Source organism: Achromobacter sp. FW305-C-13 (assembly GCF_058783475.1).
On sequence record NZ_JBYSYN010000001.1, the window covers coordinates 99,253 to 112,142 of the forward strand.

The 12,890-nt window shown below is 67.3% G+C and carries 9 protein-coding genes; all 9 read right to left on the reverse strand.

Annotated features, from left to right (window positions below):
- Position 1 precedes the first annotated feature (1 nt).
- Positions 2-592: a chalcone isomerase family protein gene (locus AC3WMU_RS00540; RefSeq protein WP_006225545.1), complete on the reverse strand. Its 591-nt coding sequence runs from the start codon at positions 590-592 to the stop codon at positions 2-4.
- The gene (locus AC3WMU_RS00545) at positions 556-1,101 is read right to left on the reverse strand and encodes a DUF4442 domain-containing protein (protein WP_035213518.1); all 546 of its coding nucleotides are present in this window, start codon (positions 1,099-1,101) and stop codon (positions 556-558) included. The genes AC3WMU_RS00540 and AC3WMU_RS00545 overlap by 37 nt, the downstream gene beginning before the upstream one ends.
- Positions 1,101-2,300 (reverse strand): acetyl-CoA C-acyltransferase, encoded by a 1,200-nt coding sequence (locus AC3WMU_RS00550; protein ID WP_006225547.1) that lies wholly within the window; start codon positions 2,298-2,300, stop codon positions 1,101-1,103. The genes AC3WMU_RS00545 and AC3WMU_RS00550 overlap by 1 nt, the downstream gene beginning before the upstream one ends.
- A 163-nt stretch (positions 2,301-2,463) precedes the next feature.
- Positions 2,464-4,854 carry a 3-hydroxyacyl-CoA dehydrogenase/enoyl-CoA hydratase family protein gene (locus AC3WMU_RS00555; RefSeq protein WP_492281643.1) on the reverse strand — a complete coding sequence of 797 codons (2,391 nt, stop codon included), beginning with the start codon at positions 4,852-4,854 and terminating at the stop codon, positions 2,464-2,466.
- A 54-nt stretch (positions 4,855-4,908) separates the two neighbouring features.
- On the reverse strand, positions 4,909-6,231 hold the full coding sequence (locus AC3WMU_RS00560; protein WP_035213456.1) for an OmpP1/FadL family transporter: 1,323 nt from the start codon (positions 6,229-6,231) through the stop codon (positions 4,909-4,911).
- Positions 6,232-6,295: 64 nt separating this feature from the next.
- Positions 6,296-8,260 (reverse strand): 3-hydroxyacyl-CoA dehydrogenase NAD-binding domain-containing protein, encoded by a 1,965-nt coding sequence (locus AC3WMU_RS00565; protein ID WP_454677423.1) that lies wholly within the window; start codon positions 8,258-8,260, stop codon positions 6,296-6,298.
- Positions 8,257-9,552: an acetyl-CoA C-acetyltransferase gene (locus AC3WMU_RS00570; protein WP_454677422.1), complete on the reverse strand. Its 1,296-nt coding sequence runs from the start codon at positions 9,550-9,552 to the stop codon at positions 8,257-8,259. The genes AC3WMU_RS00565 and AC3WMU_RS00570 overlap by 4 nt, the downstream gene beginning before the upstream one ends.
- Positions 9,553-9,564: 12 nt before the next feature.
- Positions 9,565-11,913: an acyl-CoA dehydrogenase gene (locus tag AC3WMU_RS00575; RefSeq protein ID WP_006225552.1), complete on the reverse strand. Its 2,349-nt coding sequence runs from the start codon at positions 11,911-11,913 to the stop codon at positions 9,565-9,567.
- A 50-nt stretch (positions 11,914-11,963) separates the two neighbouring features.
- Positions 11,964-12,635 (reverse strand): TetR/AcrR family transcriptional regulator, encoded by a 672-nt coding sequence (locus AC3WMU_RS00580; protein ID WP_006225553.1) that lies wholly within the window; start codon positions 12,633-12,635, stop codon positions 11,964-11,966.
- Positions 12,636-12,890 lie beyond the last annotated feature (255 nt).

The following is a 12,890-nucleotide window of genomic DNA, read 5'->3' on the forward strand; positions in this document are numbered from 1 at the left end:
CCTAGTTGCCCAAGAGGGCTTTCTTCAGGGAGGCCTGCGCGGGGTTGTCACCCAGCCAGACACGCAGCAAGGCGCGCGCGAACTCGGGGCTGTCGACACGGCCCAGTTGCTTGCCGTTGCCCGAGACCGTGACGCCCCGGGCGTCGAAGTCCAGGTCGACCACGTCGCCCGTCTTGGCGGTGCCGATCTCGGCCATCAGGCGGGACAACCGGTCTGCTGGCGCTTTCAGCGCGGCAAGCTCCTGCTTCGGCGTATTGTCGCGCAATCCCTCCTGCAACGCGTCGTCCAGGCTTTTGCTGTCTACGTCGCGCAGCAACTGCAGGCGCATGCGGCGAGGCTCCGCACTGTTGACCAGGGCCGCGGCGTCGCTGCTCCTGGCGGTGGCGTACAGCGCGGCCACGTAGACTTTCACGACGAACTTGGTGCGCACGCCGGCGCCGTTGAGCACCAGCGCGTGGCCGCCTTCGGACAGCTGTTCCGGCACGCGCACGCCCGCGACGTCCATGTCGGCGGCAAACGCAGGCGCACCCGCCAGGGTAGCGGCAACGATGAAGCTCAGGGCGGCGGATCGCCCTCCAGAGATGGGATGCATGGGTCTCCTCCTGTGTTCTTTCGCTTGTAGAACTTCTTGTCGGCGATATAGATCGTGCGTTCCACGACGGCATAGACCACGCCGTCCTTGTCCTTCAACTCCACCGTGTACGTGCGGGTCGTCTCATGGTCCCGCGCCAGGATGCGGCGGATCTCAGCAATCTCTCCGGGCGGCAGCCGGAAGTCCACATACAGGGTCGTGTACGCGGGCTTGCGGAAGCGGATCGACGCTGCCTTGTCCCACACGATGTGGTCCGCGCCAAGGGCGGACATCAGCATCGTGGGATGCGCGCCGTCGGTTACCGCGAAGAGCGACCCGCCATACATCGACCCGACGATATTGCGCGTGCGCCGCTGCAGGGGCAGCTTGATGCGGATGTGCTGGAAGTCCGGCGACACATGCAGCACGCGGCCGCCGGTGGCGCGAAACGCCGGATGCAGGTTGAACCCCACCCGCATCAGGCGCGCGCGCCATTGCGGCGACAGGCTCTTGAACCAATAGGGTTGGATCACATCGCCTCGAACAGGCCAGCCGCACCCATGCCGGTGCCGATGCACATGGTGACCAGCCCGTACTTGCCGCCAGTGCGGCGCAGGCCGTGCGTGATCGTGGCCGTGCGGATCGCGCCCGTCGCGCCCAGCGGGTGGCCCAGTGCAATGGCGCCGCCCAGCGGGTTGACCTTGGCGGGATCCAGCTTCAGTTCCCGGATCACCGCCAGCGACTGCGCCGCGAAGGCCTCGTTCAGTTCGATCCAGTCCAGCGCATCTTGCGTGATGCCGGCGCGTTCCAGCACCTTGGGGATGGCGGCGACCGGGCCGATGCCCATGACTTCGGGCGGTACGCCGGCCACCGAGAAGCTGACAAAGCGCGCCAGCGGGCTCAGGTTGAATTCGCGCAGGATCCGGTCGGACACCAGGACCACGGCGGCTGCGCCGTCGGACATCTGCGAGCTGTTGCCCGCGGTGACGCTGCCGCGCGCCGCGAACACGGGGCGCAGCCGGGCCAGCGCTTCCGCGCTGCTGTCCGGGCGGGGGCCTTCGTCCACCTCAACCAGGCGGCGCACCACGCGCACGGCGCCGCTGGCGCCGTCCGGCAGATGCGACACCACTTCGAATGGCGTGGTTTCCGCGCGGAAGTGGCCGGCCGCGATGGCGGCGCAGGCTTTCTGGTGCGAGGCCAGCGCAAAAGCGTCTTGATCCTCGCGCGAGACCTTCCAGCGTTCAGCGACCTTTTCGCCGGTCAGGCCCATGCCGAAGGCCATGCCGATGTTCTCTTCGTGGGCGAAGATGGCCGGGTTCATCGACACCTTGTTGCCCATGATCTGCGGCATGGCGCTCATGGATTCGGTGCCGGCGCCGATCATGATGTCGGCTTCGCCCGTGCGGATGCGGGCGGCGGCATCCGCCACCGCTTGCAGGCCGGATGCGCAGAAGCGGTTGACGGTGACCCCGGCCACGCTTTGCGGCAGGCCGGCCAGCAGCAGGCCGATGCGTGCCACGTTCATGCCTTGCTCGGCTTCCGGCATGGCGCAGCCAGCGATCACGTCTTCAATGCGCGCCGTGTCCAGCGCCGGCACCTGGGCCAGCGCGCCGTTCAGCGCGGCGGCCAGCATGTCGTCGGGGCGGGTGGTGATGTAGGCGCCATTGCGCTTGCCCACCGGCAAGCGTGTGGCGGCGACGATGTAAGCGTCCTGAATCTGCTTGCTCATGTTCAACTCCTCATATCTCTACAGCGAGACAATCAACAGCGAGACCTATAAACCCCGCTCCCAACGCACCACGGTCCAACACAAGCGGGGCCGCGCGGATCCGGCTCCGCCGGTCCGCAGCCGGCGCCCCTGGGGGGAAGCGCCGCAGGCGCTGCGGGGGGGATTAATTCCGTAGAGGCTTGCCGGTTTCCAGGGTGTGGCGGATGCGGGCCTGGGTTTCAGGCGTGCGCAAGAGCGCCACGAATTCGCGGCGCTCCACCGCCAGCAGCCATTCCTCGTCCACCTTCGTGCCGGTTTCGATCTCGCCGCCGCACAGGGCCACGGCGGCACTGCGCGCCACGCGATAGTCGTGAGCGCTGATCATGCCGCCTTCGCGCATGTTGACCAGCACCATCTCGAAGTTGGCGATGCCGTTGCGGCCCGCCACCGGGATGTTCGCCAGGCGGGGCGGCGGCGTGTAGCCGGCCTGGGCCGCGGCGCGCGCCTGGCCGATGGCCACATAAAGCAGCTCGTCGGGATGGAACAGCACGATGTCGTGCTCGCGCGCAAAACCCGTGTCGATGGCTTCCAGCCCGCTCTTGGCGACTTGTGCCGTGGCAATGGTCTGGAAAATGGGTTGCAGGTAGGGGAAGACCTCGCCCGGGGTGGCGGTCTTGGCGGCCAAGGCGGCCGCGCGACCGGCGAACTCCTTGCTGCCGCCGCCTGCCGGGATCAGGCCGACGCCTGCTTCCACCAGGCCGATATAGCTTTCCAGTGCCAGCACGCGGTGCGAGGCGTGCATCAGGAATTCGCAGCCGCCGCCCAGCGCCATGCCCTGCACGGCAGCGACGGTGGGGATCTGCGCGTACTTGAACGATTGGGAGGCACGCTGGAATTTTTCCACCATGGCTTCCAGCATGTCGAATTGGCCGGCTGCGCAAGCCTCGACCACTTGCTGCAGGTTGGCGCCGACGGCGAAGGGGGGCTCGTGCCAGATCACCAGGCCGTCGAATTCGCGCTCTGCGCGGGCGACTGCTTGCAGCACGCCTTCCAGCACCTCGCCGCCCAGCGTGTGGTTCTTGGACGTGACGGACAGGATGGCGATCCCGGCGTCCACGTCGGGCAGATTCCACAGGCGCACGCCCTCGTTCTCCCACACCGTGACGCCGCGGTCATCGGCCCCTTCGCCGAACACGCGTTCCGGGAACAATTGACGGCGGTACACCGGCAGGGCCGAACGCGGATGCAGGCGGCCGGTGCGCGCGGAATACGAGCCTTCCGGCGTGTGCACGCCTTGGCGGCCGGGTTCCAGCGCCCAGGCGGGCAGGGGGGCGTCGCTCATGGCGCGGCCGGCGGCGATGTCTTCGGCCACCGCGGCGGCTATCGCTTGCCAGCCGGCGGCCTGCCAGGTTTCGAACGGGCCTTGCGCCCAGCCGAAGCCCCACCGCATGGCCAGGTCCAGGTCGCGTGCATTGTCGGCCACGTGCTCCAACTGCACGGCGCTGTAATGGAAGATGTCGCGGAACAGGCTCCACAGGAACTGCGCCTGCGGATGCTCGCTGGCGCGCAGTGCGGCAAAGCGGCGGGCGGGGTCGCGTTCCTTCAGCAGCGCGGCGACCTCGTCGGCCAGCTTGCCGGCGCTGGGCCGGTAGTCTTGCGCCTTCAGGTCCAGCACCAGAATGTCCTTGCCCTGCTTGCGGTAGACGCCGGCGCCAGTCTTCTGGCCCAGCGCGCCTTTCTGGATCAAGACGGACAACCAGGCGGGCAATGCAAAGTAGCGGTGCCAGGGGTCGTCGGGCAGGTTCTTTTCCATCGTGCCGACCACGTGGGCCAGCGTGTCCAGGCCGACGACGTCCGCCGTGCGGTAGGTAGCGCTCTTGGGGCGGCCGATCTTCGGGCCGGTCAGCGCATCGACTTCGTCAAACCCCAGCCCCAGGCGCGCGGTGTGGTGCATGGCCGCCAGGATCGAGAACACGCCGATGCGATTGGCGACGAAGTTGGGCGTGTCCAGCGCGCGGACCACGCCCTTGCCCAGCGTCGACGTCAGCCAGGTTTCCAGCTGGTCCAGCACCGCAGGCTGCGTGTGGGACGTGGCGATGATCTCCACCAGCCGCATGTAGCGGGGCGGATTGAAGAAATGGATGCCGCAGAAGCGGTCACGCAGGCTCGCGGGCAGCGCGTTGGCCAGCGCGTCGATGGACAGTCCGGACGTGTTTGAGGCGATGATGGCGTCGGGCGACACATGCGGGGCGATGCGCTCGTACAGCGCCGTCTTCCAGTCCATGCGTTCGGCGATGGCCTCGATGACCAGATCGCAGCCGCGCAGCGCGTCCAGATGGTCGTCGTAGTTCGCGGGGGTGATCAGGGCGATGCGGGCCGTGCCGGCCAGCGGCGCGGGTTCCAGTTTTTTCAGGCCGGCCAGCGCCTTCTTGACGATGCCGTTGCGGTCGCCTTCGGCCGCGGCCAGATCGAACAGCGTGACGGGCACGCCGGCATTGGCCAGGTGGGCGGCGATCTGCGCGCCCATGACGCCGGCACCCAGGACGGCGACGTGTTTGACGACGAACTTGCTCAAGGGATTCTCCTGGAAAAGCGGGCGGGCGGCGCGGGGCCGCTCGCCCGTGCAAGGCTAGAAGCGGGACGACAGTTGCAGGCCCACGATGTGGCCGCTGCTGTCATAGGTGCCCGCCACGCGGCCCTTGGTCAGCTGATTGCCGGACGTCGTGTCGATGTCCGTCTTGCGCAGGTACAGATAGGTGTAGCCCAGGTCCAGCGTCGTGTTCTTGGTGGCGGCCCATTGCACGCCGGTCGAGAACCAATAGCGGTCGTTGTCGGGCAACGACGTCGGGCGGTCGGCTTCCTTGTGAACCGGCGACTGGTCATAGGCTAGGCCGAATTTCCACTTCCAGTCGGGAGCGAACTTGTAGTTCGCGCCCACGGCGACGCGCCACGTGTCGCGGAAGTTCAGCGGCAGGTCGTCGTCGCGAGCGCCGGCGCCCGAGTTGCGGATCTTCAGGTCGGGGATGCTGCTCCAGCCCGTCCACGACACGTCGCCCAGCAGCTCCCACCGTTCGTTCAGCTGGTGCGTGGCGCTGAGGATCAGCGAGTCGGGCAGGTCCACGGAGGCCTTGGCGTCGAACGAGACCGATGCCTTGGTCGGGCCGATGCTGGTGATGTCGGTATCGCCCTTGGCCGTGTGCTTGATCTTCGAACGGTACGACAGGCCGATGCGCGTGTCTTCCGTCGGTTGCAGCATGAAGCCCACGTTCCAGCCCCAGGCGTCGCCCTTCAGGTTCAGGTCCGCATCGCCGTTGGTGGCCAGCGGCAGGCCGGCGATTGGCACCACCGTTTTCTTCTTGTAGTTGGCGTCGATGTGCTGCCAGTTCACGCCGAAGCCCATCGAGAACTTGTCGTTGACCTTGTAGGCGATCGACGGGTTCACGTTGATGGTCTTGATCTCGAACTTGTTGGAGTGGTACTGGCCGACCCAGCCGTCGTCGTACTCGGTCATCAGGCCGAACGGGGCGCCGACGCCCAGGCCGATGTACCACTGCTCGTTCAACTGCCAGGAAGCGTAGAGGTTGGGAACGACGCCCAGGTTGCCCGCGTCGCCGCCGTTGCCGCCGGTGGGCACCGACCCGTTCAGGCCGGAACCCGGAATGCCGGGCACGCTGGGGTTGCGGCTGTTGCCGTTGTCCGAGAACTTGAACGAGGGCTTGATGAGGTTGACCCCGCCCGAGAAGTTGATGCCGGGCAGATAGGTCATCCCTGCCGGGTTGTAGTAGATGATGCTGGCGTTTTCCGGGTTTGCCGCCGAGCCCGCGTACGCGTTGCCCAGCCCGCTGGCGTTCTGCTCTAAAAGCTGAAAGCCGGCGGCGTAGGACGTTGCGGATGCGCCCAGGCCGACCACAATGGCCGACAAGGTGCTCAGGGACAATGAACGTCTGCGCATGGTACTGCCTCCTCGAGTTGGATGTATGTCTCTATTGCACTGCCGGTCTGCTTGTCGGGCCGGTCTAATCGGCGTGAGCCGTTTCACTGCGGTGCTTCGGGTTGCTGCCTTGGTAATGCAGGGGTCCGCCCGTGAATGGCGCGAACCCCGTTCCGAAAATCACGCCCGCGTCGGCCAGGTCGGCGTCGGCCACGACGCCCGCTTCCACGCGTTGCCGGGTAGCGTCGATCAGCGGTTGGATCAGACGGTGCGCCAGGCCCGCCGGTGCAGTGGCCGGGCTGGCACCGCCTTGCTTGACCGGTTTGCCATCGCGCCAGGTGTAGAAGCCCTTGCCGCTTTTCTTGCCCAGGTCGCCGCGCGCCAGCCGTTCGGCCAGGCAGCGCGGCGGCTCGGCGCCGCCGGCCAGTTCCTCGCCCGCCGCACGCGCGATGTCCAGGCCTACGGTGTCGGCCAATTCCAGCGGTCCCATCGGCATGCCGAACGCCACCATGGCGGCGTCCACGGTTTCCGGCGCGACGCCGTCGTCCACGCTGCGCATGGCCTGCAGCATGTACGGCGCCAGCACGGCGTTGACGAGGAAGCCGGGCGCGCTCTTGACGGGCAGCGCCAGCTTGTCGATCTGGCCGACAAAGGCGCAGGCACGCGTGAGCGCGTCGCTGGCGTCGTCCTCGGCATGCACCACTTCGACCAGGGGCATCTTGGCCACCGGGTTGAAGAAGTGGATGCCGATCAGTTGCTTGGGGCGCGCCAAACCGGCGCGCAGGGTTTCAAGCGACAGGCTGGAGGTGTTGGTGGCCAGCAGCGCGCCCGGCTTCATGCGGGGCTCCAGCGACCGGTACAGCGAACGCTTGGCTTCGGGTTGTTCGCTGATCGCTTCGATGACGATATCGGCCAGCGGCACGCCGTTGCCCGCCGGGTCGGGGATCAACCGGTCGAACGCCGCGCGCGCCAGGCGCGGGTCTTTCAGGCGGCGCGCGTACAGCGTGGCTGCGCGCTGGATGGCCGGGGCGATGCGTGACATGTCCTGGTCTTGCAACGTGACCGTCAAGCCCTTGAACGCGCACCAGGCGGCGATGTCGCCGCCCATGACGCCGGCGCCCACCACGTGGACGTGGCGCGCGGGCGTGACGCCCGTTTGCTTGCCATTGGCCTTCAGGCGTTCCTGCAGGCGGAATACGCGCAGCAGATTGCGGGCGGTGTCCGACGCGATGATGCCGTCGATCAGCTCGGGCGCCAGCAGGGCGTTGCCGCCATGCTTTTCCCACAGCGTCACGATGGCGGGCGCGGCGGGGTAGTGGCCCAGGGGATCCTTGGCGGCGATCTGCTTGCGGGCCCGGTTGGCCACGATGGATTTGAGCGGCCAGTGGTTGGCCAGCCCGCCCAGGCCGCGCGCACGGCGCGGCGGCTTGTTCGACAGCACCGTCTGGCGGGCAGCCGCCCGCAGCAGGCGGGGCGGCACGCGGGCGTCGGCCAGGCCCAGCGCGGCGGCGCGGCGCGCATCGGCGCCACGGCCGGTCAGCATCATGTCCAGCGCGGCGGGCGCGCCGATGACTTGCGGCAGGCGCAACATGCCGCCCCAGCCCGGGAAGATGCCCAGCATGACTTCGGGCAGCGCCAGCGACGTGCCGGGCTGGTCAGCCACCAGCCGGTACCGGCAGGCCAGCGCCAGTTCCAGTCCGCCACCGAGGCAGTGACCCTGGATCAGCGCCAGCGTGGGATAGCGCACGGCGGCCAGGCGCTTGAACAGGTTCCAGCCGCGGGCCACCAGCGCGCGGCCCTGTTCGGGCGTGTCCAGGCTGGCGAATTCATTGACATCCGCGCCCACGATGAAGCCGGTGGCCTTGCCGGATTGGATGATCAAGCCCTTGGGCGGCGCGGCGTCCAGCGCGTCCAGCACCTGGGCAAGTTCGGCCATGGTGTCGGCCGACAGGGCGTTGACGGCACTGCCCGCCCGGTCGAACGTCAGCCACGCCACGCCGTCGGCGTCGCGCTCCAGGCGCCAGTGGGAAAGCGAGTCCAACGTCGTCATGGGCGGTCCTCGTCCAGGGTTTCAACCAGCATGGCGCCGCCTTGGCCGCCGCCGATGCAGATGGCCGCCATGCCGCGTTTGGCGCCGCGGCGCTTCAGGGCGTCAAGCAGATGCAGGACGATGCGGGCGCCGGAGGCGCCCACCGGATGCCCGATCGCGATGGCGCCGCCGTCCACGTTGAGCTTGGCGGGGTCAAGCGACCCCCATGCTGGCGTACCGAAGTGCGCTTGGCAATAGGCGTCGTCGCGCCATGCCGCCAGGCAGCCTAGCACCTGGGCGGCGAAGGCCTCGTTGATCTCCCACAAATCCAGGTCATTCAAGCCCAGGCCGTGGCGTTGCAGGATGGGGGTGGCTGCATGCACGGGCCCCAGGCCCATCTGTGCCGGATCCAGGCCTGCCCACTGGCTGTCGACGATGCGGCCCAGGGGGCGCAGGTTCCATTTGGCGACGGCCGCTTCGGAAGCCAGCACCAGCATCGCGGCGCCGTCGGTCACTTGCGAGCTGTTGCCGGCGGTGATGTTGCCCCAGGGCTTGTCGAAGACGGGCTTGAGCTTGGCAAGCTTTTCGGGCGTGGAGTCTTCGCGCACGCCGTCGTCATCGTGATACAGCTTGCCTTGGGTATCGATGAGCGGCGTGATCTCGGTCATGACGCCGGCTGCGCGTGCAGCCAGTGCGCGTTGATGGCTACCGGCCGAATAGGCGTCCATGGCCGCGCGATCGATGCCGAAGCGGGTGGCGACGTTTTCGGCGGTCTGGCCCATCGACAGACCCACGACGGGATCCGTCAGGCCTTTCAACAGGCCGATGACGGGGGCCAGGTTCTTCAGCCTGAAGCGACGCAAGGTGGCCAGTTTGGCGCCGACGCCGCGGGCCGCGTACCAGCCGGCCAACCAGCGCACCATGTCGTCCGAGAACAACAGCGGGGCGCGCGAGAGCGCATCCGTGCCCCCTGCCAGCACCAGTTCCGAGCGGCCGGACTGGATGTTGGCGATGCCGGAATCCAATGCCTGCATGCCCGAGGCGCAATTGCGCATCACCGTCCAGCCGGGCACCTTGTTGCCGCAGCCCAGGCGCAGCGCGATGACGCGGCCGATATTCACTTCATCGGGCGAAGGGGCGGCGCAGCCCACGATGACCTCGTCGAATTCCGTGGGCGCGAAGGGCTGGCGCAGCAGCAGGCCGCGGCCCGCCTGCACGGCCAGGTCGCCGGCGGAGAAGGGGCCGGGCCCGGTGCGCGCTTTCAGGAAGGGCGTGCGGGCGCCGTCGACGACGTAAACCGGTTTGAATGCCATCCGTTCCCTCCCTTAGGCGACCTTGAGCTCGGCGGCGGGCCTGGTTGCACCCGACGCGCCGAGGTCGAAGGGGAAATCATCCACTTTCACGACGGTATCGCGCAAGCTGTTGCGGCGTTTCACCACCGCATATTCTTCGGCGGTTATGCCGCCGGCCGCAAAGGCGGCATCCGCGATGTCGCGTACGTTGGCCTGCGGGTTGCCTTCCAGCGCGCCGCGTTTTTCCAGTTCGCGGATCTTGGCTTCGATGGGTTCGGCCTCCAGCGTGGCAGCCAGCGCCTGTTCGATGGCGCCCACGGGTTCTTCGGCTGTGGCGGGCAGGTGGCAGCCCGCCGTCAGCCGGTCGCGCGTGGCGCTGGGGTTGATCAGCAGGCGCGCCACGTCCTGGCCAAGCTGATCGGAGGGGGGCGACTGCGTGCGGCCCCACGGGAAGATGATGCGGGCCAGGCTCCAGGCCACGAAGCGGTTGGGGTAGTTGGCGAGCACGCCGTCGAACGCTTCCTGCAGCTTGAACAGCGCGTCCTGGATCGACCAGTGCGCAAGTGGCGCGTCGGCGGCCTGGCGGCCTTCGTCTTCGAAGCGCTTGAGCGTGGCGCTGATCAGGTACATCTGGGACAGCACGTCGCCCAGCCGCGCCGACAGGCGTTCGCGGCGCTTCAGGCTGCCGCCCAGCACCAGCATCGAGGTATCGGCCAACAAGGCGAAGGCGGCGGAATAGCGGCTAAGCAGCTTGTAGTACCGCAACATGTCCGGCGCTACGTCGGCGTTCACGCTGACGTAGCGGGCCCCGGTCAGTGCCGTGCCCAGCGCGCGCAGCTTGTTGCGGGCGACAAAGCCGACATGGCCCCAGAACGCGCGGTCGAAATCGGTCAGGCCTTGCTTCCTGTCAGGCGATTGGGCAGCCTGCATTTCGGCCAGCACATAGGGGTGGCATCGGATCGCGCCCTGGCCGAAGATGATCAGGCTGCGCGTCAGGATGTTGGCGCCTTCGACGGTGATGCCAATGGGGATCTGCTGATACGCCCGGCCCAGGAAGTTGTTGGGGCCCAGGCAGATGCCCTTGCCGCCGATCACGTCCATGCCGTCGTTGACGACCTGGCGCGCGCGCTCGGTCACGTGGTATTTCACGATCGCCGAGACGACCGAGGGCTTTTCGCCCAGGTCCACGGCGCCTGCGGTCATGCTGCGCGCCGCATCCATCATGTAGGTATGGCCGCCGATGCGCGCCAGCGCTTCTTCGACGCCTTCGAACTTGCCTACCGGCATGCGGAACTGGCTGCGCACGCGCGCATAGCCGCCCACGGCGCGGGCCGTCAGCTTGGACATCCCGGTGTTGGAGGAGGGCAGCGAAATCGAACGGCCCGCCGCCAGGCATTCCATCAGCATGCGCCAGCCCTGGCCCGCCATGGCCGGGCCGCCGATGATGAAGTCCAGCGGCATGAAGACATCGGTGCCGCGGGTGGGCCCGTTCATGAACATCGCATTCAGCGGGAAGTGGCGCCGGCCGGTGTCTACGCCAGGATGGTCGTGCGGCACCAGCGCGCAAGTGATCCCCAGGTCCTTCTTGCCGCCCAGGAGGCCCTCGGGGTCATACAGGCGGAACGCCAGGCCCAGCAAGGTGCAGACGGGCGCCAGCGTGATATAGCGCTTGTCCCAGGTGACGCGCATGCCGACCACTTCGCGGCCCTGCCATTCGCCCTTGCACACGATGCCGCTATCGGGGATGGCTGCGGCGTCGGAACCGGCCCAGGGGCTGGTCAGCGCGAAGGCAGGCACTTCTTCGCCCCGCGCCAGGCGGGGCAGGTAGTGGTTCTTCTGTTCGTCGGTGCCGTAGTGCAGCAGCAGTTCGGCGGGGCCGAGGGAATTGGGCACCATGACCGATACGGCCAGCGCGGACGAGCGCGTGGACAGTTTGGTGACGATTTCGGAATGGGCGTAGGCCGAGAAGGCCAGGCCGCCATATTCCTTGGGGATGATCATGCCCAGGAAACCCTGGGACTTCAGGTAGGTCCAGACATCGGCGGGCAGGTCGTAGCGTTCTTGCGTGACGCTCCAGTCATTGACCATGCGGCAGGCTTGCTCTGCCTGGTTGTCCAGGAAGTGCTGCTCTTCGTCGGTCAGGCGCGGACGCGGGTAGGCCAGCAGGCGGCTCCAGTCGGGCCGGCCGCGGAACAGTTCGCCTTCCCACCACACGGTGCCGGCCTCCAGCGCATCGCGCTCAGTGTCTGACATCTGCGGCAGCACTTTCCGGTACAGGTTGAAGATCGGCGCGGACAGCAGCGCCCGCCGGATGGGGCGCACGCCCAGCACGACGGCAGCAAGGAGCGCGATGACGACCAGCGCGATGAGGACTGCGTTCATTTCTTTGTCTCCGTATGGGTTCTGTTCTGGCTGCCGGTCCGCGGGGCCCGCTATGTGCCGGCCACGGGCGGCAGCGGTGCGCGCAGCCCGCCCAGCAGGAAGCTCATCAGCCGGGGCAGCAGCAAGTCGGGGTTGTCGGGTTGTTCGGCTTCGTCCAGCGTCCATCCCGTGACGGACCGCAGCAGGTCCGTGCCGATGATGGCGTACGACGTGGCGCCAAGCATGAACTGGAAGCGCCACACGATTTCGGCCTTGGGCACGTCGGGCAGCGCAGCGAACAGGGCATTGCGGTAGCGCTCGAGCACGTCGGCGTATTCCTCGGCGAACAGCGCGCGAATGAAGTCGGACGGGTCGGTCATGGTGCGTTCAAGCAGCGGCAGGAAGGTGCTGCCCGCCTGCGCGGGATCGGCGGCCAGCCGCAGCAGCGTGCCGAAGAAGGCGTCCACGATGAGCGACGGCTTCAAGGGTTTGCCGCCGGATTGCGACTCCAGTTCATCCAACAGGCGCAGACGCTCGCGATTGAGGACCTCCAGGCGCCGTTTGAGCACCGCCTGCACGAGTGACTCCTTGGAGCCGAAGTGATAGTTCACCGATGCCAGATTGACGCCGGCCGCGCCGGTGATCTGTCGCATCGATGTTCCGTCATGGCCTTGTTGCGCAAACAGCGCTTCGGCTGTGTCCAGGATGGATTCGCGGGTGTTGGGGGTTCTGATTTCTTGCATAAGGTTGAATTCAAACGTTCGTTTAAAAACATTATGCGGTAGCGAAGTCCGAGAAGCGAGCCTCGGCTATCCCCAATAGGGTTTACCCGTAATGGCGATCCTGCACCGGTTGATCTGAACCTTTCAGGTACTGAAGTACCGGTCGCCATGAACCCTTCAGGTATTAGGGCACTGGGCCAGATAGACCAGATGGATGAGGCGGCTCGCGCAGTCGGACGACCCGAACATCGACCGTAGGCAGGGGGGTGAGGCGTT

Bases quoted from the DNA above. Each gene is read 5' to 3' on its own strand.
- AC3WMU_RS00540 (WP_006225545.1), bottom strand. From the start codon at position 592: ATGCATCCCATCTCTGGAGGGCGATCCGCCGCCCTGAGCTTCATCGTT.
- AC3WMU_RS00550 (WP_006225547.1), bottom strand. From the start codon at position 2,300: ATGAGCAAGCAGATTCAGGACGCTTACATCGTCGCCGCCACACGCTTG.
- AC3WMU_RS00560 (WP_035213456.1), bottom strand. From the start codon at position 6,231: ATGCGCAGACGTTCATTGTCCCTGAGCACCTTGTCGGCCATTGTGGTC.
- AC3WMU_RS00565 (WP_454677423.1), bottom strand. From the start codon at position 8,260: ATGACGACGTTGGACTCGCTTTCCCACTGGCGCCTGGAGCGCGACGCC.
- AC3WMU_RS00570 (WP_454677422.1), bottom strand. From the start codon at position 9,552: ATGGCATTCAAACCGGTTTACGTCGTCGACGGCGCCCGCACGCCCTTC.
- AC3WMU_RS00575 (WP_006225552.1), bottom strand. From the start codon at position 11,913: ATGAACGCAGTCCTCATCGCGCTGGTCGTCATCGCGCTCCTTGCTGCC.
- AC3WMU_RS00580 (WP_006225553.1), bottom strand. From the start codon at position 12,635: ATGCAAGAAATCAGAACCCCCAACACCCGCGAATCCATCCTGGACACA.